Origin of the sequence: Agrobacterium sp. P15N1-A (genome assembly GCF_044626815.1) — a bacterium.
Lineage (GTDB): Bacteria > Pseudomonadota > Alphaproteobacteria > Rhizobiales > Rhizobiaceae > Agrobacterium > Agrobacterium leguminum.
On record NZ_JBIUPF010000002.1, the window covers coordinates 711,579 to 733,540 of the forward strand.

The 21,962-nt window shown below is 62.2% G+C and carries 24 protein-coding genes; 12 read left to right on the forward strand and 12 right to left on the reverse strand.

Annotated elements, in window-relative coordinates; genetic code table 11:
• The first annotated feature begins 84 nt into the window (after positions 1 to 84).
• Positions 85 to 972 (forward strand): DMT family transporter, encoded by an 888-nt coding sequence (locus ACIK7D_RS11425; RefSeq protein WP_400156326.1) that lies wholly within the window; start codon positions 85 to 87, stop codon positions 970 to 972.
• Between the two features lie 52 nt (positions 973 to 1,024).
• On the opposite strand, the gene ACIK7D_RS11430 is transcribed toward ACIK7D_RS11425, so the two are convergent.
• A complete protein-coding gene (locus tag ACIK7D_RS11430) occupies positions 1,025 to 1,558 on the reverse strand; it encodes a transglutaminase-like cysteine peptidase (RefSeq protein ID WP_400156327.1) in 534 nt (177 codons plus the stop codon).
• A 661-nt stretch (positions 1,559 to 2,219) separates the two neighbouring features.
• Between ACIK7D_RS11430 and ACIK7D_RS11435 the strand changes: the two genes are divergently transcribed.
• Positions 2,220 to 2,804, forward strand: a complete 585-nt coding sequence (locus ACIK7D_RS11435) for a transglycosylase SLT domain-containing protein (protein WP_003522586.1) — start codon at positions 2,220 to 2,222, stop codon at positions 2,802 to 2,804.
• Between the two features lie 189 nt (positions 2,805 to 2,993).
• Here ACIK7D_RS11435 and ACIK7D_RS11440 read toward each other — a convergent pair whose 3' ends face one another.
• From ACIK7D_RS11440 to ACIK7D_RS11460, 5 genes are all read right to left on the reverse strand, one after another.
• A complete protein-coding gene (locus tag ACIK7D_RS11440) occupies positions 2,994 to 3,608 on the reverse strand; it encodes an alpha/beta hydrolase (RefSeq protein WP_127757661.1) in 615 nt (204 codons plus the stop codon).
• A gap of 241 nt (positions 3,609 to 3,849) precedes the next feature.
• Positions 3,850 to 4,794, reverse strand: coding sequence for a VOC family protein (locus tag ACIK7D_RS11445; protein ID WP_400156328.1), 945 nt, complete (start codon positions 4,792 to 4,794; stop codon positions 3,850 to 3,852).
• 162 nt (positions 4,795 to 4,956) lie between these two features.
• Positions 4,957 to 6,033, reverse strand: coding sequence for a siderophore-interacting protein (locus ACIK7D_RS11450; protein ID WP_400156329.1), 1,077 nt, complete (start codon positions 6,031 to 6,033; stop codon positions 4,957 to 4,959).
• Positions 6,034 to 6,104: 71 nt separating this feature from the next.
• Positions 6,105 to 6,818 (reverse strand): uracil-DNA glycosylase, encoded by a 714-nt coding sequence (ung, locus tag ACIK7D_RS11455; protein WP_400156330.1) that lies wholly within the window; start codon positions 6,816 to 6,818, stop codon positions 6,105 to 6,107.
• A gap of 18 nt (positions 6,819 to 6,836) precedes the next feature.
• The gene (locus tag ACIK7D_RS11460) at positions 6,837 to 7,232 is read right to left on the reverse strand and encodes a VOC family protein (RefSeq protein ID WP_080815914.1); all 396 of its coding nucleotides are present in this window, start codon (positions 7,230 to 7,232) and stop codon (positions 6,837 to 6,839) included.
• Between the two features lie 257 nt (positions 7,233 to 7,489).
• On the opposite strand from ACIK7D_RS11460, the gene ACIK7D_RS11465 reads away from it, so the two are divergent.
• A complete protein-coding gene (locus ACIK7D_RS11465) occupies positions 7,490 to 7,846 on the forward strand; it encodes a YbaN family protein (protein WP_059754575.1) in 357 nt (118 codons plus the stop codon).
• 16 nt (positions 7,847 to 7,862) lie between these two features.
• Here ACIK7D_RS11465 and ACIK7D_RS11470 read toward each other — a convergent pair whose 3' ends face one another.
• From ACIK7D_RS11470 to ACIK7D_RS11480, 3 genes are read right to left on the reverse strand one after another with little or no spacing between them, the layout of a single operon-like run.
• Positions 7,863 to 8,645, reverse strand: coding sequence for a heme ABC transporter ATP-binding protein (locus tag ACIK7D_RS11470; protein WP_400156331.1), 783 nt, complete (start codon positions 8,643 to 8,645; stop codon positions 7,863 to 7,865).
• Complete coding sequence (locus ACIK7D_RS11475) at positions 8,642 to 9,730, reverse strand: FecCD family ABC transporter permease (RefSeq protein WP_400156332.1); 1,089 nt, start codon at positions 9,728 to 9,730, stop codon at positions 8,642 to 8,644. The genes ACIK7D_RS11470 and ACIK7D_RS11475 overlap by 4 nt, the downstream gene beginning before the upstream one ends.
• Positions 9,727 to 10,620 carry a hemin ABC transporter substrate-binding protein gene (locus tag ACIK7D_RS11480; protein WP_400156333.1) on the reverse strand — a complete coding sequence of 298 codons (894 nt, stop codon included), beginning with the start codon at positions 10,618 to 10,620 and terminating at the stop codon, positions 9,727 to 9,729. The genes ACIK7D_RS11475 and ACIK7D_RS11480 overlap by 4 nt, the downstream gene beginning before the upstream one ends.
• Before the next feature lie 186 nt (positions 10,621 to 10,806).
• Here ACIK7D_RS11480 and ACIK7D_RS11485 point away from each other — a divergent pair, with 186 nt between their 5' ends.
• From ACIK7D_RS11485 to purU, 4 genes are all read left to right on the forward strand, one after another.
• Positions 10,807 to 11,154, forward strand: a complete 348-nt coding sequence (locus ACIK7D_RS11485) for an antibiotic biosynthesis monooxygenase family protein (protein WP_400156334.1) — start codon at positions 10,807 to 10,809, stop codon at positions 11,152 to 11,154.
• Between the two features lie 9 nt (positions 11,155 to 11,163).
• Positions 11,164 to 11,688 carry a heme utilization cystosolic carrier protein HutX gene (hutX, locus tag ACIK7D_RS11490; protein ID WP_127757666.1) on the forward strand — a complete coding sequence of 175 codons (525 nt, stop codon included), beginning with the start codon at positions 11,164 to 11,166 and terminating at the stop codon, positions 11,686 to 11,688.
• A gap of 176 nt (positions 11,689 to 11,864) precedes the next feature.
• The gene (locus ACIK7D_RS11495; RefSeq protein ID WP_400156335.1) at positions 11,865 to 12,641 is read left to right on the forward strand and encodes a YbaY family lipoprotein; all 777 of its coding nucleotides are present in this window, start codon (positions 11,865 to 11,867) and stop codon (positions 12,639 to 12,641) included.
• A 206-nt stretch (positions 12,642 to 12,847) separates the two neighbouring features.
• Positions 12,848 to 13,732, forward strand: a complete 885-nt coding sequence (gene purU, locus ACIK7D_RS11500) for a formyltetrahydrofolate deformylase (RefSeq protein ID WP_035259300.1) — start codon at positions 12,848 to 12,850, stop codon at positions 13,730 to 13,732.
• A gap of 27 nt (positions 13,733 to 13,759) precedes the next feature.
• On the opposite strand, the gene ACIK7D_RS11505 is transcribed toward purU, so the two are convergent.
• Together ACIK7D_RS11505 and ACIK7D_RS11510 are read right to left on the reverse strand one after the other, a co-directional pair.
• On the reverse strand, positions 13,760 to 15,151 hold the full coding sequence (locus ACIK7D_RS11505; protein WP_400156336.1) for a sensor histidine kinase: 1,392 nt from the start codon (positions 15,149 to 15,151) through the stop codon (positions 13,760 to 13,762).
• On the reverse strand, positions 15,148 to 15,828 hold the full coding sequence (locus tag ACIK7D_RS11510) for a response regulator transcription factor (protein WP_127757669.1): 681 nt from the start codon (positions 15,826 to 15,828) through the stop codon (positions 15,148 to 15,150). The genes ACIK7D_RS11505 and ACIK7D_RS11510 overlap by 4 nt, the downstream gene beginning before the upstream one ends.
• A gap of 52 nt (positions 15,829 to 15,880) precedes the next feature.
• Here ACIK7D_RS11510 and ACIK7D_RS11515 point away from each other — a divergent pair, with 52 nt between their 5' ends.
• Positions 15,881 to 16,978: an ABC transporter substrate-binding protein gene (locus ACIK7D_RS11515; RefSeq protein ID WP_400156337.1), complete on the forward strand. Its 1,098-nt coding sequence runs from the start codon at positions 15,881 to 15,883 to the stop codon at positions 16,976 to 16,978.
• Between the two features lie 10 nt (positions 16,979 to 16,988).
• Here the strand turns inward: ACIK7D_RS11515 and ACIK7D_RS11520 are convergent, their stop codons facing one another.
• Complete coding sequence (locus tag ACIK7D_RS11520) at positions 16,989 to 17,972, reverse strand: alpha/beta hydrolase (protein ID WP_400156338.1); 984 nt, start codon at positions 17,970 to 17,972, stop codon at positions 16,989 to 16,991.
• A gap of 298 nt (positions 17,973 to 18,270) precedes the next feature.
• Between ACIK7D_RS11520 and ACIK7D_RS11525 the strand changes: the two genes are divergently transcribed.
• From ACIK7D_RS11525 to ACIK7D_RS11540, 4 genes are all read left to right on the forward strand, one after another.
• The gene (locus ACIK7D_RS11525) at positions 18,271 to 19,215 is read left to right on the forward strand and encodes a tripartite tricarboxylate transporter substrate binding protein (protein ID WP_078051664.1); all 945 of its coding nucleotides are present in this window, start codon (positions 18,271 to 18,273) and stop codon (positions 19,213 to 19,215) included.
• A complete protein-coding gene (locus ACIK7D_RS11530) occupies positions 19,212 to 19,706 on the forward strand; it encodes a tripartite tricarboxylate transporter TctB family protein (protein ID WP_065655556.1) in 495 nt (164 codons plus the stop codon). The genes ACIK7D_RS11525 and ACIK7D_RS11530 overlap by 4 nt, the downstream gene beginning before the upstream one ends.
• A gap of 106 nt (positions 19,707 to 19,812) precedes the next feature.
• Positions 19,813 to 21,330 carry a tripartite tricarboxylate transporter permease gene (locus tag ACIK7D_RS11535; RefSeq protein ID WP_020809148.1) on the forward strand — a complete coding sequence of 506 codons (1,518 nt, stop codon included), beginning with the start codon at positions 19,813 to 19,815 and terminating at the stop codon, positions 21,328 to 21,330.
• Positions 21,331 to 21,459: 129 nt separating this feature from the next.
• Positions 21,460 to 21,717, forward strand: a complete 258-nt coding sequence (locus tag ACIK7D_RS11540) for a hypothetical protein (protein ID WP_137003958.1) — start codon at positions 21,460 to 21,462, stop codon at positions 21,715 to 21,717.
• Positions 21,718 to 21,962 lie beyond the last annotated feature (245 nt).

Below are 21,962 nucleotides of genomic sequence, written 5' to 3' on the forward strand. Positions count from 1 at the left end.
GCCCCATGGGGGCCAGGCGCGGGCGCAAGACCGCCATTCACCCCTTAGCCGTTTTCCCGCCCCGTGAAGAAGCGAAACATCAGCGTGTCCTCCAAAGCCTATATCGCCCTCATCATCGCCACGCTCTGCTGGGGCGGCAACACCGTTGCCGGCAAGCTCGCCGTCGGCCACATCAGCCCCATGGCCTTCACCTCCCTGCGCTGGGTCTTCGCCGTCGCCATCATCTTCGCCATTTCCGTGCCGCAGCTGATCAAGGACTGGCCGGTGGTGAAAAAACGCCTGCCCTATTTCTTAGTGCTCGGCAGCGTCGGTTACACCGCCTTCAACGTGTTTCTCTACACGGCCCTGCAGCACACCTCTGCCATCAATGCCGCCGTCATTCAGGCCGGCATTCCCATGGTCATCTTCGTCCTGAACTTCATCCTGTTCCGCACCCGCGTGCTGTTCGGCCAGATCGTCGGCTTCTGTCTCACCATATCAGGCGTGGCGCTGCTCGCCTCGCACGGCGACCCGATCTCGCTGCTGCAGCTGGAAATGAATGTCGGCGACGCCGTCATGCTGCTCGCCGTGCTGGTCTATGCCATCTACACCGTCATCCTGCGCTGGAAACCGGCGGTCGACTGGCGCACGCTGATGGCCATCCCCGCTTTCTTCGCCCTCATCACCTCGGTGCCGCTGGTCTTCTGGGAAATGTCGCGCGACAGCGTCGTCTGGCCGGATCAGAAGGGCTGGGTGCTGGTGGTCTATGCCGCCATTTTTGCGTCGCTCATCGCGCAGATCCTCTACATCAAGGGCGTGGAGCAGATCGGCGCCAACCGCGCCGGCCTCTTCATCAACCTCGTGCCCGTCTTCGGCACCCTGCTATCGGTTATCGTGCTCAGCGAGACGCTGCATACCTATCAGATCGTCGCTCTCATCATGGCGCTGGCGGGCATTGCCGTCGCGGAACGAAAAAAATCGCCGGCTTCCTGAACCAACAGGGTCAGGAAAACCGGCGCAGTCTGGCAGGCATGAAAAGATGGGCTTAAAGCGCGGTTTCGCGCTCGGCCGGAGAAAAGACGGCATTGCCGAGGACGATATCGCCCTTATCGGTGGTGACGATCAGCACTTTTTCGAGCGATCCGTCATTGTTCAGCGAAAAGGCAAGGCGCAGCGCGCTGGAGGACCAGCCCGCGCCAGCAAGGGCCATGCGCTTGATGGCGGCGCAGTCACCGCAATCGCCAAGGCTGACGGAAGGGGTCGCCGGGACATCGGTTGCGAAGCCGGAAAAATAATCGTCGAGCGCGCCCATGGTGGCGTTCACATCGCGGTTGACGCGCAGCAGTTCCTCGCGACGCTCACCGGTCAGCGGCGCGGCGATGGTGGAGACGCATTGGCCGGCGGAAAGAACGCAGCCATCAAAACCGCCCGGCGCGGAAACACCGATCTGCGTCACCGCAGACTTCTCGACGGCGGCAAAACCGCGGGCAAAACCGGCAGCGCCAGCCGCGTCGGCATGATTGGACATGGAAGCAACGGCAATTCCGCAGATGGCGGCAGCAATAATCTTCTTCAGCATTTCATACCCCGTTTTGCGATCCGCCGGCTTGTGCCGGTCTCGATTTCTGTTTGTGGAGCGCCTCTTGAAGGGCCGCTCCCCGTCTGTGATCCCACAATGACACAGCACTGTTTTCAGCCGCTTTAAGCCGATTGCTACAATTTTATCGGTTTTCATTTTTGTACAGCGGACGCTTTCTTTCGAATATGCGCCGATACCGTCACCGCGAATTCCGCGGCAACGTTGGCAAGCGATATAGGGGCCGCATCGCTGCGGGGGTATCAAAGGGTATTGCAGGGTTTGCAGACGATGCGGCCCCGGCTTGAAACATATGACCCGCCCGCCAAACCGGTTCCTGTTTGGAGGATGGGCACATGCCGGCCGCCTCAACCGTGACATCGGGAAATTCCCCGGTTTCGGCCGCCTGCCCCGTCCACCTTGCGCCGCGCGCACGCCTGATGACCGGGATGGGCCAAGTATAGCCGGGTCGGCGGGACCGTGGACGCGCGGGGATGAACGCTTCTTAAAAAAGGCGCTCGGGAGGCGGTTTCGCCCCATCCCGGCCACAGGAATTTTCAGCGGGTTAACAGGGCCTTGATCGGCGGCATTTGAATTAACCTTGTCTTAAAACCCGACGTTAATGGTTAGCAATTTAAGAATAGCGGAACGAAAGGGTTCCGTTATGCGTGGCGTATTTGCCGTTGTTTTTCTGATGCTCGTTCTGGCCGGCTGCGCCACCGCACCGTCGCAGGTGACCAATGCCTGTGCGATTTTCGAACAGCGGAACGGCATCTTCAACAACTGGCGGCGCGATGCGAAAGCGGCCGAGCGCGAATTCGGCGTGCCCGTGCCTGTCATGATGGCAACGATCTATACCGAATCCGCCTTCCGCCCCTATGCGCGCCCGCCGCGCACCAAGCTTCTCGGTTTCATTCCCTGGACACGCCAGTCGAGCGCTTATGGTTATGCACAGGCGCTGGACGGCACATGGAGCGTTTACCAGCGTGAAACCGGCCGCTGGTCGGCAAGCCGCACCGATTTCACCGACGCCATCCACTTCGTCGGCTGGTATCATGCCAAGAGCCGGCGCGAAAACGGCATTTCGCTGAACGACCCCTATAATCTCTACCTCGCCTATTATTCCGGCCATGCTGGTTATGCCAAGGGCAGCTGGCGCAACAATTCCGCGGTCCAGAAGGCCGCCCGCCGCTCCGCCAACATGGCGCTGCGTTACGAGGCGCAGTTGCAGCAATGCGGATATCGCTGAGGCGGGTGCAGGTCGATTTAACCTGCCTGCGGCGAAGAATTACTTGACGGCACATCACCCACACTCCGTCACCCCGGACTAGATCCGGGGTCCAGTGCGATCAAGTCCTTGATCGCGAAAGACTCTTTCCACGGCACAGACGCGCCGTGGCTGGATGCCGGGTCAAGCCCGGCATGACGGAAGACAGCATCACTCCCCGTAAACCGAGAGAAATTCCCGCACGGCATCGATCTCGCTGGAGCGAATTTCATGCCCGCCCGGATGCCATACCGTCTCCACGGTTCCACCCTGCGCCTGAAGGTTCTTTTCCAGCGCCTGCGTCAGCGGCACCGGGCAGATTGGATCCCGCTCTCCCGCCGTGATCAACACCCGGCGTGTGGGTTTTGCCGGGGAAATCTTCGGCTCGAACGGGATAAGCGGATGCATCAGCACTGCGGCATCGAAAAGCTCGGGTTGTTCGACCAGCACATTGGCGAGAATATTCGCGCCATTTGAAAAGCCGAGACCGATGATTGGTCCGGACTGGTAATGCTCGCGGTTTGCCTTGACGAAATCTGCCAGCTTCGCGGTTGCCCGGGCAAGATCGACCATGTCGTAAACGCCCTCGCCCGTGCGCCGGAAGAAACGCGCCGCGCCATGTTCGGAAACATCGCCGACGGGTGAGAGGACGGTGGCCTGCGGCAAAATACGGGAGCCAAAGTCGAAGAACTGGTTCTCATCGCCACCCGTGCCATGCAGCACCAGGAAAAGCGGCGCACCGGCGGCACCGGCGCGGGATTTGTGGAAATAGGTGTCCTTGTTCATCGGATAATCCTTTCTGGAAGGAGAGGTTTAACGGCTTCCGCACGGCTTCTTCAGCCATGTGGAGCGAGCGGGTGCCGCCTGCTTCTTCTCCCCGCCGGGGAGAAGGTCGCGGCAGCGGGATGAGGGGGCAAGGGTCGTGAAATTCGGCAACGTTGCCCCCTCATCCGACCCTTCGGGCCACCTTCTCCCCAAACGGGGAGAAGAAGGACGCGGCAATTTCCTGCCAAGCGCTATCGAGAGGTTAAGCCCCCTTTTCGTCCCCCAGCGGCTCCAGATGCTCTTCCAGCACGGAGCGCAGATGCGCGTGCTGGCTGGGCAGCTTCAGCGCCTCGCCGAGATGGGCGGTGTCCTCGTCGCGGTCGAAACCGGGTTCGTTGGTGGCCACTTCGAACAGCACGCCGCCCGGCGTGCGGAAATAGATCGCCCAGAAATAATCGCGGTCGATCACCGGTGTCACCTGATAGCCGGTATCCAGCAGCGCCTTGCGCACCTCCAGCTGCTTTTCGCGGTTTTCGACCGCAAAGGCGATGTGGTGCACGGACCCCGCGCCCAGCCGCGCGCCAGAAATATTCGGCATGGTTTCGATGTCGATGAAGTCGGCGCCGTTGCCGCCGGGAATGCCGAGGCGCAGAACGCCGTCCTGACGATCCACCTCCTGATAGCCCATGAATTTCAAAAGCTCGGCCGTCGCACCTTCATCGCGAAGACGCAGCGACGCACCCTGAAAACCATGGATCGCCTGATCCGCGCCGACGCCATTGCCGATCCATTGCGCACGGTTGTCATCCCTGACCTCGACCAGCGCGAAACCGTCGCCATCGGGACCCGCGAAATGCAGGCGCTTGTTGCCGAAGGCTTCATCGGCCTTCAACCCATCCACGCCGGCCTTGGAAAGACGGTCCTGCCAGTAGCCGAGCGATCCTTCCGGAATGGAAAACAGCGTCGTGCCCACTTCACCCGTGCCGGGACGGCCGCGGGCGATATGCGGGAACGGAAAATAGGTCATGACGGAGCCGGGCGTGCCGACTTCATCGCCATAATAAAGATGATAGACGTCAGGCGCGTCGAAATTGACCGTCTTCTTCACCCGGCGCAGGCCGAGCGTATCGGTGAAAAAACTGTTGTTCTGGCGCGCGCTCGCCGCCATGGACGTGACGTGGTGCAGGCCCTTGATCTGGTTGAGCATGATAAACCCCTTTTGCCTGGCAGGCCTCACGGTTGGGGCCTGCCCTGTTCATGGCGTAAAGATGGGGTAACAGCGCTCTCAGGCATAGAGTGGACAACGGGAACGGATTGTTCCCGGATGATGAACGATAAAACCGACTGTTCAACGGGCCCGCTAGGCAGCTCAATGATCGTCGGCGACGCCCAAAGTCCAGTAGCCGACGGCGCGCAGCGATGCTTTCGGGAAAGCAATCTCGTCGGTGAGGAAGGATTTTGCCGCCCTCGCCTCGGATTTTTCGCAGGCGACAAAGACATGCAGACCGTCATGATCCGCGCTCCAGGCGTGGTCACGCAACGCCTTCTCGATGAGGCCGGATGTGCCGGCGGGCTTGCCGCGGCGATAAAGCCATGTCCACTCGACATTTGCCGCGCAGACGATCTCCTGCCGCTCGGCTTCATCGTCGATCTCGGCATAGACGCTGAGCTTTTTCCCGGCCGGCATTTCGGCTGCCATGCGCAGCATCACCGGCAGCGCCGTCTCGTCACCGGCAAAGACATAACGCTCGGCTTCCGGGCAGACGCCGCTCGGGCCGATGATGCCGAGAACATCGCCGGGCTTCGCCGTCGCGCCGAAGGTCGCACCCGGCATGTGGTCGCCCTCATGCATGACGAAATCGATATCGACTTCACCGCGCGCGATATCGCCGGAACGGATGGTGTAGACACGCCGCGTGAGAAGATCGTCGCCCGCCGGCCAGACGATGGCGCCGGTGGGCGCAAGATAAGGCCAGACCGGCGCGCGGGCCTGATCCGGCACCAGCAGCAGCCGCACATGCATGCCGCCGGAGAGCAGCCTTTCGATGCCGCTTTCGACGGAAACCACCAGCCGGCGCATATGCGGCGTCAGATTATAGGCGCGGGCAACCTTGCCGACGAAGAGATTGGGCAGCTCACGCTGCTGCGCGCCATGGCCGCTCCAGCGGAAATCCAGCCCCGTCTCGCCGGAGAATTCGACGATATGCTCGGCCACCATGGCCTTTACCGACATCAATATATGTTCGGAAATGCAGCTCACCCTTGCGGCGAAACGCCCGCCCTCGGCGCTGAAGCTGCCATGGCCGTATTCCGTCTTGAACCGCACTGTCGCGCCTTCGCGTTCCATCTCCATATGCTCGGAAAAATGATCCTCGAAAGCATCGACGATCGACAGCGGATCGGGCAGCGAGACGGAGGTTTCGGCAGACAGGAGAGACACGGGCATAATCCTTCACTTCGTAGTCCGGTTATCTTTAATCCCGACAACCGCAAAGCGTAAAGGTATTTTATGAGTGTCTAGAGAAGGTTTTTGTTGCTTCCCACCGTTTCCGGCAATTGCCAGTCGATCGGATCGCGGCCATGGGAGACGAGAAAGGCGTTTGCCTTGGAAAAATGGCCATTGCCGAAAAAGCCGTTATGGGCCGAAAGCGGGGACGGATGCGGCGAGCGCAGCACGAGATGCTTGCGCTGATCCACGAAGGCCGCCTTCTTCTGGGCATAGGAACCCCAGAGCAGGAAGACGACATGGTCGCATTCGTCGTTGACGGCGCGGATGACGGCGTCGGTGAACCTTTCCCAGCCCTGCCCCTGATGGGAGGCTGCGCGGGATTCTTCCACCGTCAGCACGCTGTTGAGCAGAAGCACGCCCTGTTTCGCCCAGCTTTCCAGAAAGCCGTGACCCACCGGGCGAATGCCGAGATCGCTCTGCAATTCCTTGTAGATATTGACGAGCGAGGGCGGAATGCGCACGCCGGGCTGGACGGAAAAGCAAAGCCCATGCGCCTGGCCGAGCCCGTGATAGGGGTCCTGGCCTAAAATGACGACCTTAACCTCATCGAGAGGCGTGAGGTCCAGCGCCCGGAAATATTCCGCACCCCTGGGGAAGATGCGCTTGCCGGCGGTCTTTTCGGCAAGCAGGAACTCTTTCAGCTTGAGCATATAGGGGCTGGCGAATTCGCCGGAAAGAACGCGTTTCCAGCTATCTTCGAGTTTGACGCCTGCCTCTGCCATGCCCGCCTCCATCAGAGCTTATTTGAACCGGTTGCCGCGTTGCAGCACTTCGATCTTGTAACCGTCCGGATCGCAGATGAAAAAGTATTTCGCGAAAGGCTGGCCCTTATAATCGGCTTCGATGATTTTTCCGGGGGAAAGGCCGATCTCGGTGAAGCGCTGGTGCTCGCCATCCACATCGGCCACGCTGACCGCGAGGTGCCCATAGCCGTCGCCCAGCGCATAGGGCACTTCGCGACCCCGGTTGACGGTCAGTTCCAGCTCGAAATCGCCCTCGGCATTGCTGAGATAGATCAGCGTGAAGTTTTCGAACTCGGCGCGTTCCGCAACCTCAAGCCCGAAAGCCTGCCTGTAAAATTCCACCGAACGCTTTTCGTCTAGCACCCGGACCATCGAGTGGATCAGCTTGGCCATGGTGTTTTCCTTCTTCTTCTTAAGCTTTGACGGCCCGGTTATGCTCCGGGCATCGCGGCCCAAGGGGATAAAGACTGCGTGCTTCGCTTTCAACCCTAAAGGCACTCTGCGACAGGACGTAACGGCCCGATCACGGCAAATGTGATGGCAAAAACCCCTTAGTTTTTTCGGTGCGGTTGGGACCTGCGGCAACGAGACCGCAGGGTTTTGGCTCTGCCGCTCTATCCTGAGTGGTGAACTCATGATACCGGCTAGGCATGCGCCTTTTATACCTCTGTCTTGGCTGGCTTATGGTCGCGACCGGCATTGTCGGCGCGTTTCTTCCCGTTTTGCCCACCACGCCGTTCCTGCTTCTGGCGCTCTGGTGTTTTTCCCGCTCCTCGCCAAAACTCGAGGCATGGCTGCTGGCCCACCCTAGATTCGGCCCTTCGCTGCGGCGATGGCGCGAACGCGGCGCAATCGCCCGCAACGCCAAGGTCGCAGCACTTTCTGCCATGTCCGTCAGTTACGCCGCTTTCTGGTTTCTGAGCGAGCCGCCGCCGCTGCGCGCGGCCATCGTCGCCGCCGTCATGCTCGGCTCGGCGCTCTTCATCGCCACCCGCCCGGAAAGCTGAGGCGAAGGACAGGTCCTTAACGGTGGCGCGACTGCGGCAACACGTAAGGAATATGCCGCGCCGGCAGCCGGCCGACGACACCGCCAATGCCATAGACCCTTGCAATCGTCTCGTCGCTGATCGTTTCCAGCGAGGGGCCGCTCGCCGTCACCCGGCCGCCATGCATGACGATAAGTTGATCGGCGAATTCCGCCGCAAGGTTGAGATCGTGCAGGATTGCGAGCACCAGCCCGCCGCCGCTTGCAAAATCGCGCGCCGTTTCCAGCACGGCGATCTGGTGGCCGATATCGAGACTTGCGGTGGGCTCGTCGAGGAAGAGCGCCCGTGCCTCGCCATTTTCCATCGGGTTCGGCACCTGCGCCAGCGCCCGGGCAAACTGCACCCGCTGCTGTTCGCCGCCGGAGAGCATGTTGTAGGACCGCTGCTCGAAACCGCGCAGCCCGGCCCTGGCGAGCGCGCGGCGGGCCTGCTCTTCCGACGCGCGGGAGCCCTGTGCGACAGCCCCCATCCGCACGATTTCGAGCGCGGTGAAGGGGAAAGCAAGCTGGGTGCTCTGCGGCAGCACGGCCCTGAGACGGGCGAGCTGGACCGGCGTGAAGGCCGGCAGGTCAATGTCGTTATAGGTCACCGAACCGCCCTCGGCGCGCATTTCGCCCGAGAGAACCTTCATCAACGTGGATTTGCCCGCACCGTTGGGGCCAATGATGACATTGACCTTGCCGGGCTTCAGATCGACGCTGACCGCATCGAGAAGCCGGCGGCCGGAACGGATGAGCGTGAGTTTTTCGGCCCGGATCATGACATGTTCCGCATGGAAAAGCCGCCGCGTCCCAATAGCAGGAACAGGAAGACCGGCGCACCGATGAGCGCCGTGACGACGCCGATGGGCAGTTCCGCCGGCGACGCGACGGTGCGGGCGAAACTATCGGCCAGAAGCAGAAGCGCCGCCCCGCCAAGTGCGGAGGCCGGCAGCAGGAAGCGGTGCGACGGGCCGATGGCGAGCCGCAGAAGATGCGGCACGACGATGCCGACAAAACCGATTGAACCGGCCGCCGCCACGCTTGCCCCGCAGGCGGCGGCAACGGCCAGAATGACGATTCGCTTCAGCCGTTGCACCGGAATGCCCATGTGAAAGGCGGCGGCATCGCCGAGAATGAGCGCATCCAGCCCGCGCGCAACGAAGGGAATGATGGCAAGCACGATGATGATGAAGGGCAAGGTGGCGAACACCTTGGCGGGCGTGGCCCCGCCGAGCGAACCGAGCGACCAGAAGGTAATGTCGCGCAGCGCCCGGTCATCGGCCATGAAAATCATCAGCCCCATCAGCGCAGCGCTGATCGCCGCCACCGCAATGCCGGCCAGAATGAGCGTGGTGGTGGAGGTGGCGCCATCCTTCGTCGCGATCAGGTAAAGCACCCAGGTGTTCAGCAACCCGCCGAAAAACGCCATCAGCGGCAGAAAATGCGGGCCGAAAAACACGGCGACGGTGGCAAGCGCGCCTTCCCCGAGAGAAATGGCCGCGACCGCAAACAGCGCAGCACCCGAGGTGACGCCGACAATGCCGGGATCGGCCAGCGGATTGCGGAAGAGGCCCTGCATCATCGCCCCCGAAACGGCAAGCCCCGCGCCGATCAACATGCCGAGCGCCGTGCGTGGCAGGCGCACCGCCTCCAGAATGATCCTGTCGCGCGCATCGAGCTGATCCGCGCCGCCGGTGAAATAAGCCCAGAGTTCGGACATGCCGACGCCCGTGGGTCCGCTGACCAGCGACACGCCACAGGCAAACAGCAGGATGCCGACGAGCACGGCGAGGGTGACGACCCCCTGGCGGGATCTGTCGCCCGCAACCCTGCCTTCAGCGGAACTCAAGGCAGCAAGGCTCACGGCTTCACCACCTCAGGATAGAGCTTGGCTGCCAGCTCGCGGCCCGCAGCGGGCGTGCGCGGGCCAAAACCGATGAGATAAAGCCCATCCATGCTGATGAGCGCCTTGCTGGCGGCGGCCGGCGTGGACTGGAAGGCCGGCAGCGCGAAAATCTCTTCCGCCTTGGCGGCATGGTCGCCGCGCGCCATGGTCAGCACCAGATCGGGTGCTGCGGCAATGACCGCCTCATCTGTCAGCGGCTTGTAACCGTTGATCTCCTGCGCCGCATTGATGCCGCCCGCCATTTCGATGATCGCGGCCGCTTCGGTATCCTTGCCCGCCGCCATGATGCGGCCGCCGGCGGTGGAAAGCACGAAGAGAACCCGCTTCCTGCCCTTTTCCGGCACGGCCGAAACATCCTTGGCGAGCGCATCGAGCCCGGCCCTGGTCTCGGCAGCCAGCGCCTTCGCCTTGTCAGAAAGACCGACCGCCGCGCCCACATCCTCGATCTTTTTGGGGATGGCGTCGCCGCTCGGCGGCGTATCGACGGTGACGAAAGGCACGGCGCTTGCCTTCAGGATGGCGATGACATCGGCCGGGCCGGACCCGTCTTCGGAGAGGATGAGATCAGGCTTCTGCGACAGGATGCCTTCGGACGAGAGCGCCCGCATGTAACCGATATCCGGCTTGGCAAATGCATCGGCCGGATAGCTGCTGGTGCTGTCACGCGCAACGACTCGGTCTCCTGCGCCCAGCGCATAAAGGATTTCGGTGACCGTGCCGCCCACCGCGACGATGCGTTTCGCTTCCGGATTGCCCTTGTCCGAAGCCATGGCGGCAGGTGCGGCAAAGGCGATTGCGGCGGGCACGAGGGCGGCGAAAACGAAGAAACGAAGGCGGGAATTCAACATGGCGCTATCCTGAAACACGACCCGGCGCGGCTTAGCCCGCGCCATTTAATCTTGAGTTCTTTACACATGTTTATGGGCGGCGCAATCGATAAGTGGAGTAAATTTGTTCGCTTTGTCGTGAACCCCTTTCCAACCTCCCTGCGGCTGGATATCCTGACTCAAACTGGAAACTTAAAGGGAGAATTCATGTTTATCGCAATGAACCGCTTTCGTGTCGTGCCGGGTTATGAGGAAACCTTCGAATCCATCTGGCGCGAGCGCAAATCGCATCTGAGCGAATTGCCGGGTTACATCGAATTTCACATGCTGAAAGGCCCGAAGGCGGATGACCACACGCTTTATGCCTCGCACACCGTCTGGGCCACCAGGGACGATTTCCTCGCCTGGACGAAATCCGAACAGTTCCGCGCCGCCCACGCCAAGGCCGGCGAAAACCGCGGCAAGGTGGAATATCTCTCCGGCCCGCATTTCGAAGGCTTCGACGTCATCATCCATGAAGACAAGAATGGCGAACGCCGTTCGATTGCCGCCTGAGGCCGCCCGATGAGCATTGCAGCCCAAAAGACCGACGACGACAGGCAGGCCCGCGCCGCCGCCGCGCTCGCCGAAAAGCCTGACGGTATCGTGGAGGCCATCGCCGCCAAGGCCGAGGTGACGCCGGCCGAAATTCTGGCGATCCTGCCGGAAGGTGCCGCCGTTTCCGCTGCCGCCGACCGCTTCGACGCCATCTGGAACGAGATGCGCGGCTGGGGCGAAGTCCTGATGATCGTGCAGACCGGCGATATCGTGTTCGAAGTGCCGGGCCACCTGCCGGAAGGCAGCGAAAGCCACGGCTGGTTCAACATCCACGGCGACAGCCCCATCGGCGGTCACATCAAGAAGGACAATTGCGCCGGCATCACCTTCGTCGACCGCGGCTTCCACGGCCGCCGCTCCTGTTCCGTCTGGTTCATGAACGCCGCCGGCAGCGCCATGTTCAAGATTTTCGTCCGCCGGGACGAGAACAAGGAACTGCTGGCCGGGCAGCTGGCGAAGTTCGAAGCGCTGCGGGACGGTTTCCGCGCCTGAGACCGGTGGGGAGGCTGCCTGCTGCCTCCCCACTGCTTTCAAAATCGCACGCGTCATCATTCGCCCGGGACCTCTCCGGCTCACGCGTGAGAAAACAACCACCGGTTCATCGCCCGTTCAGTGCCGTTTTTTATCATCCGCTGAAATTTGATCGGCACCAGCACGGAGCAAGCACCATGACCGACCGCCAACCTCTTCTTTCTCGCCGCAGTTTCGCCGGGCTTGTCGCGCTTGCGCCGCTTTTTGCGGCGGGCGGCGCGGCTGCCGCACCGGCAAGCCTGCGCGGCAGCGTTTCCTATCGCGAGCGCATCGCCCTGCCGCCGGGCGCGACCGTCACCGTGCGCCTGATCGACGTTTCGCTGGCGGATGCGCCGTCGCAGACGATTGCCGAAACCACCATTCGCCCGCGTGGCCAGGTGCCGGTGCCCTTCGTGCTGCGTTATGATGACCGCGACATCCGTGGCCGCCGCTCCTATGCGCTGAGCGCCGAAATCCGCGACCGCGACCGGCCACTCTTCACCACAACCCGCCGTTATTCGGTGCTGACCGGCGGTCGCGACGATACCGATCTGGTACTGGAGCGCGTCGGCGCGGGTCCGGGCCGGCCGGAGCCGGAAGCCGGTATCGACGGGCGCTGGCTGGTGCAGGACATCCGTGGCGAGCGGGTTCGCGGCCGCCGTCAGGCGACGCTGGAAATTACCCGCGAGGGCCGCGTTTCGGGCAATGCCGGTTGCAACGGCATCGGCGGCGAGGTGAAGATCAACCGCAACCGCGTCGATTTCGGCCGGATGATTTCCACCCAGATGGCCTGCGCGCCCGACATCATGCGCCAGGAACGGCAGTTCATCGAAGCGCTGGAAGGCGCCCGCTCCTTCAGGCTTGAGCCGCGCCGCGGCACGCTGGAACTGCTCGACGGTCGCGGCCGCACGGCGATGCGCCTGCGCCGCGCCTGAGGCCGGCAACGGCACTGCTGAAACAGCCGACGCCGCCGTGCTGGCCATGGAACATTCCATGTCGCTTCCGGCACGGCGCGTGCCCGTTTCCCGCCCTATGACTTTGGCTACATCGCCTTGGCGCTTTGCTCCGCTGCCAAGCTGCGCTATGGAACGCGCCGAACTGCGCCGGCTGATGCCGGCGCGACGTCTTTGAGGGAAAACGAATGACATCCTATGTTCTGACCGTAGCCTGCAAATCGACCCGTGGCATTGTGGCCGCGATTTCCGGTTATCTGGCGGAAAAAGGCTGCAACATCGTCGACAGTTCGCAGTTCGACGACCTCGAGACCGGCAAGTTCTTCATGCGCGTCTCCTTCATCTCCGAAGAAGGCGCCACCCTTGAGGCCATCACCGACGGCTTCAAGCCGGTGGCGGAAAAATTCGGCATGGAGGCGGATATCTATCCGGACGGCCAGCGCATGAAGACGCTGTTGATGGTCTCCCGTTTCGGCCATTGCCTCAACGACCTGCTCTATCGCTGGAAGATCGGCGCATTGCCGATCGACATCGTCGGTGTCGTCTCCAACCATTTCGATTACCAGAAGGTCGTCGTCAACCACGACATTCCCTTCCACCACATCAGGGTGACGAAGGAGAATAAGCCCAAAGCAGAAGCCCAGCTGATGGACCTGATCGAGACCAGCGGCACGGAACTCGTGGTACTGGCGCGCTACATGCAGGTTCTGTCCGACGACATGTGCCGGAAGATGTCTGGCAAAATCATCAATATCCACCATTCCTTCCTGCCCTCCTTCAAGGGCGCCAACCCTTACAAGCAGGCCTATGAGCGCGGTGTGAAGCTGATCGGCGCAACGGCCCATTACGTCACCGCCGATCTCGACGAGGGCCCGATCATCGAACAGGACACGGTGCGCATCACCCATGCGCAATCGGCCGACGATTATGTCTCGCTCGGTCGCGATGTGGAAAGCCAGGTGCTGGCCCGCGCCATCCACGCCCATATCCACCACCGCACCTTCATCAACGGCAACCGCACCGTCGTCTTCCCGCCAAGCCCGGGAAGTTATGCTTCCGAGCGGATGGGGTAAGCACCGGCAGTCTGGGCGACATTATCCTTAAGCGTCCCCCCGCCCACCAAACACCACCCGCGCCCTCAGCCCACGCCCCTCCGCGCCATCCTCGAGCGTCAGCCGCCCGCCGAACAGCCCGGCAATCTCTTCGATGATGGCAAGGCCGAGGCCGGCGCCGGGGGCGGCGTTGGCTTCGCCGCGGGCAAAGCGCTGGCGCACCATGGCGCGTTTTTCCGGGGGAATGCCGGGGCCGTTATCCTCCACTTCCAGCCAGACATCGCCCGCCTGCCTGCCGACACGGACGGTGACTTCCGCGCCGCGACCGGCATAATTGATGGCATTGGAAACGAGATTGCCGATCAGTTCGCCGATCAGGAGCGGCTCGGCGGCAATGGCAACCTCGCCCTCGCCTTCGAAACCGAGATCGATGCCGGCCTCCGCCGCCCGCGGCACGAAATCGGCCGTCACATTCTGCGCAACGGCCACAAGATCGATTGCGGAAAAATCATGCTTTTCACTCGAACCGGCGGCATCGATATTGGCCATGCGCAGCAGCTGGGCGAGGATATGTTCGGCATGGGCCACCGAAGCGCCACCCTTCAGCGCCGCCGCCTGCGCCTCCTCAAGGCTTGCGGCGCGGGCGGAAAGCGCAAGCTGGGTGCTGATGATGGCAAGCGGCGTGCGCAGCTGGTGGCTGGCATTGCCAGTGAAATGCCGGAGCGCATCGAGCGCCGATTGCAGCCGCACCATGAAAGAATTGACCGTCTCCACCAGGTTCTCCACCTCCACCGGCACGGATTGACGGATGGGATGCAGATCATTCGGGCTGCGCTCGGCAATGGCTTCGCTGAGCCGGTAAAGCGGTCTGAGCGAAATCGTCACCGCGATCCAGACGATGATCGCCGCCCCCACGATCATCAACAGCAGGCGCAGCGCCGAGCGCAGGATGATCGCCTGCGCCAGCTGGCTGCGGGCAATGGTGGTTTCGGCGACCGTTACGGAAAAGGGCACGGAATTGATGCCGGTGGAAGCGAAACGCCTGATGGCGGCGATGCGGATCGGCTCGTCGCGGAACACGGCATCGCGATAGGCCGGGGTATCGCCCTTCGGGTTCTCCACCGTCGGCAGGTTCTGGTAGCCGGTGAGGAATTGCCCGTTCGGCCCGTCGACACGGTAAAACACCCGGTCCTGTGCGGCCGATGTCAGCATTTCCAGCGCGACATAGGGAATGTCGACTTCCAGCGAGCCGTCCTCGGCCACCACCACCCGCTCGGCAATGGCGAGCGCCGAACCTGATAGTACCCGGTCCGAAACGACATTGGCGGTATTGACCGCCTCGCGCCAGGTATCGGTCAGCGCAACGCAGCCGATGATGGCGGTGGAAATGAGAAGCCAGCCTAAAAGTCGCCGCCTGAGCGAATAGGCGGCCTGTCTCATTCAGCCATCTCCGGCAGCTTTTCGAGATAATAACCGATGCCGCGCGCAGTCTTCACCGTCAGCCCGTGGGGCGCGAGCCGCTTGCGCAGGCGGCTGACATATTGCTCGATGGCATTGGCGGAAATATCGTCGTCGAAACCGGTCAGCGACTGCACGATGGCTTCCTTGGCGACGACCTTGCCGGCCCGCATGAACAGCACTTCCAGCAGCGCCACCTCGCGCGCCGGAATATCGAGCGGACGCCCATCCGCCGAAAAGGTGCGGGAATTGAGATCGAACAGCACCTTGCCAAAACTCAGCGCCGAGGAGCGCAGGCCGGCGTTGCGGCGCAGGAGCACCCGCACCCTCGCCTCGAATTCGGTGATGTCGAAAGGCTTGATCATGTAGTCGTCGGCGCCGAGATCGAGCCCCTTGACCTTTTCCTCCGGCGTGCCGCGCGCCGTCAGGATGAGCACCGCCGCCTTGTCCTGGCGCGATCGCATGGAGCGCAGCACCTCGATGCCGTCCATTTCCGGCAGGTTGAGATCGAGAATGACCAGATCGAAACTTTCCGCTGCAATCGCCGCATCGGCGGAAGCGCCATCGGACACCACATCCACCGCATAACCGGTGCCGCGCAGCAGCGCCGACAATCCCTCCGACAGCACCTGATTGTCCTCGACCAGCAAAATACGCAAATCTTCCCTCCCACAGCATTGCCGAGTTTAACCAGACCCTTACCGCTTGTGAATGGCCCGCGCCTGCTGCATGATCTTTTCCATGCGTATCTGCCTTCTTCTCTGTCTCTGTCTTTGCATGGCCTCGCCGGCGCTTGCGCAAGTCGCCATCTTTCCGGCACCCTCCGGCAAGGCGGATGCCGAAACGCTGGTGGTCTATTCCTCGCTGGATGAACCGCTGGCGACGCCGATGATCGAGGGTTTCCAGAAGGCCAACCCCGATATCGCCGTCCATTATGAGGATATGCTGACCGGCGAAATCTACGACCGTATCGTGAAGGAAACCGACGCCGGCAAAAAAACCGCCGATTTCGCCTTTTCCTCTGCCATGGATTTGCAGGTGAAGCTGAGCAATGACGGTTATGCCCAGCGCTCGGATCTCGCCATGAGCGCCCGCTGGCCCGCCTGGGCCAACTGGCGCAACACCGCTTACGCGTTGACCTTCGAGCCGGCGGTTTTCGTTTATCACAAGCCGAGCTTCACCACCGAAGAACCGCCAGCCAGCCGCGCCGAATTCGTCGATTATCTCGAACGCCACGCCAGGCAAGTGCATGGCCGCATCGCAACTTACGACATCGAACGCTCCGGCGTCGGCTTCCTGTTCATGTCGCGCGATCAGGAGCAGTTCGGCGATATATGGAACGTCATCAAGGCGATGGGCGCGGCGGGCGTGAAGGTCTACTCCACCTCCTCGGCCATTCTGGAGCGCGTTTCCGACGGACGTTTCGTGCTCGGTTACAATATTCTCGGCTCCTATGCGGCCGACTGGGCCTCGCGCCACCCCGATGTCGGCATCGTGCTGCCGAAAGACTATACCGTCGTCATGTCGCGTATCGGACTAGTGCCGGAAGCCGCCGCCAACCCGGCGCTCGGCCGCCGTTATCTGGAATTCTTTATGTCCAAGGAGGGCCAGACGATCATGGCCCGGCAGCTGCAGATCCCCGCCGTCAGCCCGGAAGTGGCGGGCGAAAACACCGCCAACACCATGCAGGCCATCCACGGCGCGCAACTGCGCCCCGTGCCCGTCAGCCCCGGCCTGATGGTCTATCTGGATCAGGTGAAACGCAGCCGCCTGATTGAGCGCTGGAATGAGGCGTTGCGCTCGCAATAGGTTTGATGTTTCAGGCCGGCGCTGCCGATGCGTTGGGGCCGGCCGGCGCATCGCCGGCTCTTTCGCGGGCAAACCAGCCTTCGAGAAAAGACAGCAATTGCGGCGCAAGCGGAAGTGCTGTGATATCGCGCATATCCAGAAGCGCCGGCTGCCCTTCTCGGACCGACAGATGGTGGATCATATTCGCCACCACATGGAATTCCACTGGCGCGAAAGCCAGCCGGGCCAGACGTTCGGCGCTTTCCGGGGTGCACTGCAAGTCCTTTTCACCCGCGATCAACAGCATGGGGCAAGGCACGGCGCGGTAGAGACCGTCGACATCCAGTTCGATCAATTCACGCAGCCAGCGGGCGCTGACGCGTGTGGGGCCAAGACGGATCGTGCCGCCGTCAAGCTTGCGCACATGCGCGAGCTTCCGCCGCATGTGCCGACCGTAAGGGCCAATGATGCGCCGCCCGAGACGCAACAGGAAACCCAGCAAACCGGGCACGCCGGGCAGCTCGCGGTCTATCCCTTCCGCCTGATGGATCAGCATGGTCTCCGCGCTGTCGTCGAAAGGGCAGAGCTGGATGAGCGCACGCGGCGGGCGGGCGAGCCGCGACGACAATTGGGCGGCAATTGCGGTCCCTTCGCTGTGACCGAGCATATACATGCGGCCTGGGTCGCCAAAGGGCGCGACGGTAAGCGCCTCCCAGCATGCCTCGGCGTCTTCGACAAGGTCCAGATAACCGGCGGAAAGGAAATGACCGCCGCTGGAGCCGACGCCTCGCTTGTCGTAGCGGTAGCTCGCAACGCCATATCCGGCAAGAGCCGTCGCGAGCTGGGCATAAAGGCTGGCGCCGCCTCCGCGCGCATTGCCGTCGCGGTCGACCTGACCGCTTCCCTGAAGAATGAGGACAACGGGATAAGGACCGCCGCCGCCGGGCAGGCACAGGCTGCCGCTGAGGGTAAAACCGGAGCGCTCCACGCTCCAGTCTCTTTCGGTGAATGCCATTTCAACCCCTCTTCCCGTCAAGACCGCTCGGCACCACACGCCACAGTAGACGCCTGGCACAAATTAATAGAGAGTAAATGCGCAAGGACTTGCGTAGCGTCAGTTAGATGACAGCTTTTTGTGATGCTCTGCAATCCTTCTTCATTCCGTGGAGGCGGAAGAAGATGCGGGAGGAAATCTTGAGGATTGCCAAGGCCCCACGCTGAGCATTCAGCGCCGGCACAGATGCGCCCTGAAGCCCCCTTCCGCATAAACGAAAAACGACGCCCAAAAGGGCATCCTGAGGAGGGTTTTCCAAGTGAAGCATTTTCTTATCGGCACATTCCTGGCGGGCGTGATCGCGCTTCCGGCGGTTGCAGCGGATTACACCATCATCGCCCCGGCCAATCCCGGCGGCGGCTGGGACCAGACCGCGCGTTCCCTGCAGACCGTGCTGCAGGAAGAAGGCATTTCCAAGAGCGTTCAGGTGCAGAACGTACCGGGCGCCGGCGGCACCATCGGTCTTGCGCAGTTCGCCAGCCAGCAGAAGGGCAACCCGAACGCCCTCATCGTCGGCGGTTACGTCATGGTCGGTGCGATCCTCACCAACAACGCGCCCGTCACGCTTAAGGAAGTAACGCCGATCGCCCGTCTGACCGGCGAATATGAAGCCATCGTCGTTCCGGCATCTTCGCCGCTGAAGACCATTGGCGACCTCATCGACCAGCTCAAGAAGGATCCGGGCAGCGTTTCCTGGGGCGGCGGCTCCGCCGGCGGCACCGACCATATCGCCGTTGGCCTGATCGCCAAGGCGGCCGGCGTCGATCCGACCAAGATCAACTACATCGCTTATTCCGGCGGCGGCGAAGCGCTTGCCTCGATCCTCGGTTCGCAGGTAACCGCCGGTATTTCGAGCTACGGCGAATTCGAAAGCCAGGTAAAGGCCGGCACGCTGCGCCTGCTCGCGGTTTCCAGCGAAGAGAAGCTGGAAGGCGTCGATGCGCCGACGCTGAAAGAAAGCGGCCTTGATGTCGTCGTCCAGAACTGGCGCATGGTCGCCGCTCCTCCCGGCCTGACGCCGGAGCAGGAAAAGGCCGTCAATGCCGACATCGAAAAGCTGGTGAAGTCCGCCAAGTGGCAGGAAACCCTGAAGACCAAGAGCTGGATGGACACCTATCTCGCCGGTGACGAATTCAAGGCGCAGCTCGCCAAGGATACCGACGCCACCGCCGCCATCCTCAAAGACATCGGACTGGTAAAATGAGCCAGGGTTCCAACCCTTCGCAGCATCAAAAGCGCCGCCCTGACTGGGCGGCGCTGGCGATCGCCATCTTCCTCGTCATCATCGCCTGCGTGATCTTCTGGGATAGCGCCCGTCTCGCCAGCGTCACCGGTTATTCGCCGGTCGGCCCGGCAACGGTGCCCTATGCCATCGGCTTCTGTCTTATCGGCCTGGCGCTGTGGACGGCCATCGAGGCCTGGCGCGGTGATTTTCCCGAACGCGACAAACAGGAAATCGCCCCGGTTATCTGGGTCGTCGCCGGCCTTGCCGCGCAGATGTTGCTGCTCAACGTCGCGGGTTTTTCCATTGCCACCGGCCTGCTTTTCGCCTTTACGGCGCGCGCCTTCGGCAAACGCAAGCTCTGGTATTCGATCCCCATCGGCATCGCCCTGAGCTTCTTCATCTGGTTCATCTTCGCGCGGCTGCTGCAGCTTTCGCTGCCCGCCGGGCCTCTGGAACGGCTGTTGTTCTAACAGCCATTCCGACCAAATTCGAGATCACAGGAAACCGCAGGCGCGCAATGACGCATATGCCAGCCGTTCCGCCCGCCCATCGGGTCCACTTGGGGGACATCTGTCCATGAGTACCTTTGAATTCCTGCTGCACGGTCTTGAGGTTGCCGCCCAACCCATGAACCTGCTCTATGCGCTGATCGGCGTCACGCTCGGCACCGCCGTCGGCGTTCTGCCCGGCATCGGGCCTGCGCTGACCGTGGCGCTGCTTCTGCCCGTCACCTACAGGCTTGACCCCGCCGGCTCGCTCATCATGTTCGCCGGCATCTATTACGGCGGCATGTATGGCGGCTCGACCACCTCGATCCTGCTCAACACGCCGGGCGAAAGCGCCTCGATCGTGACCGCGCTCGAAGGCAACAAGATGGCCCGCAAGGGCAGAGGCGGCCCGGCGCTGGCCACCGCCGCCATCGGCTCCTTCGTCGCCGGCCTCATCGCCACCATCGCTCTCGCCTTCATCGCACCCTATATCGTCAAGCTGGCGCTGGTCTTCGGCCCGCGTGAATATTTCGCGCTGATGGTGCTCGCCTTCGTCACCGTTTCCTCCGCTTTCGGGGATTCGGCATTGCGCGGCCTCACCTCGCTGTTCATCGGTTTTGCGCTTGCCATCGTCGGCATCGACCAGCTGACCGGCCAGACCCGCATGAGCTTCGGCATTCCCGACCTGCTCGACGGTGTGGAGGTGACGACGCTTGCGGTCGCCATGTTCGCCATCGGCGAAACGCTGTTCATCGTCGCTCAGGGCAGCACTGGCCCCGACAAGGTCGAGGCCGTCAAGGGCTCGGTCTGGATGAGCGCGCAGGACTGGGCACGCTCCTGGAAAGCCTGGCTGCGCGGCACGCTGATCGGCTTCCCCATCGGCGCCATGCCGGCGGGTGGTGCTGAAATCGGCACCTTCCTGTCCTATGCCACCGAAAAGAAGCTGACCAAATATCCGGAAGAATTCGGTCATGGCGCCATCGAAGGCGTGGCCGGTCCGGAAGCCGCCAACAATGCGTCTGCCGCCGGCACGCTGGTGCCACTGCTGACGCTCGGCCTGCCGACGACGGCGACCGCCGCCATCATGCTCGCCGGCTTCCAGCAATATGGCCTTCAGCCCGGCCCGCTGCTGTTCGCCACCAATCCGCAGCTCGTCTGGGGCCTGATCGCCAGCCTGTTCATCGCCAACCTGATGCTGCTGGTGCTCAACCTGCCGCTCGTCGGCCTCTGGGTGAAGCTGCTGACCATTCCGAAGCCCTGGCTTTATGCCGGCATCCTGCTGTTTGCGACGCTCGGCACCATCGGCGCCAACCCGTCGGTCTTCGAACTCGGCATGCTGCTCGCCTTCGGTATCCTCGGCTATATCATGCGCATCTTCGGTTATCCGATTGCGCCTGCGGTCGTCGGCCTCATCCTCGGCCCGCTCGCCGAACAGCAGCTGCGCCGCGCGCTCGCCATCGGTCAGGGCGATCCGACGGTGCTGTTCACCTCGCCGATTGCCGTTGGCCTCTTCATCGTGGCAGCCGCCGCCTTCATCATCCCGCTTATCATGCGTATCCGCGGCCGTGGCGAGGTGCTGACGCAGCTTGCCGCCAACGAGGACTGAGAAACAAAGAACCTCCCAAGGCAACTGGCCCCGTATCTCCGGATACGGGGCCTTTTTTATTCACGCCAACGGGATGTGTGGCACAGGCGCGGCCATGATATGATTCCGCTCCAAACGCAGGAGAAAGACATGCGCATGATTGCGATCATGATGGTTCTGGCGCTTGCCGGCTGCACCACCGCCCCCGATGTCGAGCCCATTCCCGGCAGCATCACCTATGGCGGACAGCCTCGCACCAAACTCACAAAATCCCCCATCGGCAGCACCCTCAGCAATGAATTCGTGATGGGCGACGGGCGGCTGGCGATCGAGACCTACCGCGTGCAACCGGACCGCTCCCTTAAACTGGAGAGACGCGAAATCGTCGGCGACTGGCCGCCGGATTGATGGAAGATATGGGCCTTGATGTGGTTCCCGCTTCTACTACGACTGACCAATCTTGCCGTCATGCCGGACTTGATCCGGCATGACGGATGTCGTGGCTAGGCTGCGTCCTGGGTCCGGCGATCACAACGAGTCTTGCTATGCGCGGCTCCCCTTTCCCGCTCACGGCAATTCAGAACCGTTCTAAAACATAATTTTGATTTCCGCCGACCTTGCCAATAAAGCTGATCGCCAACATCAAGTTAACC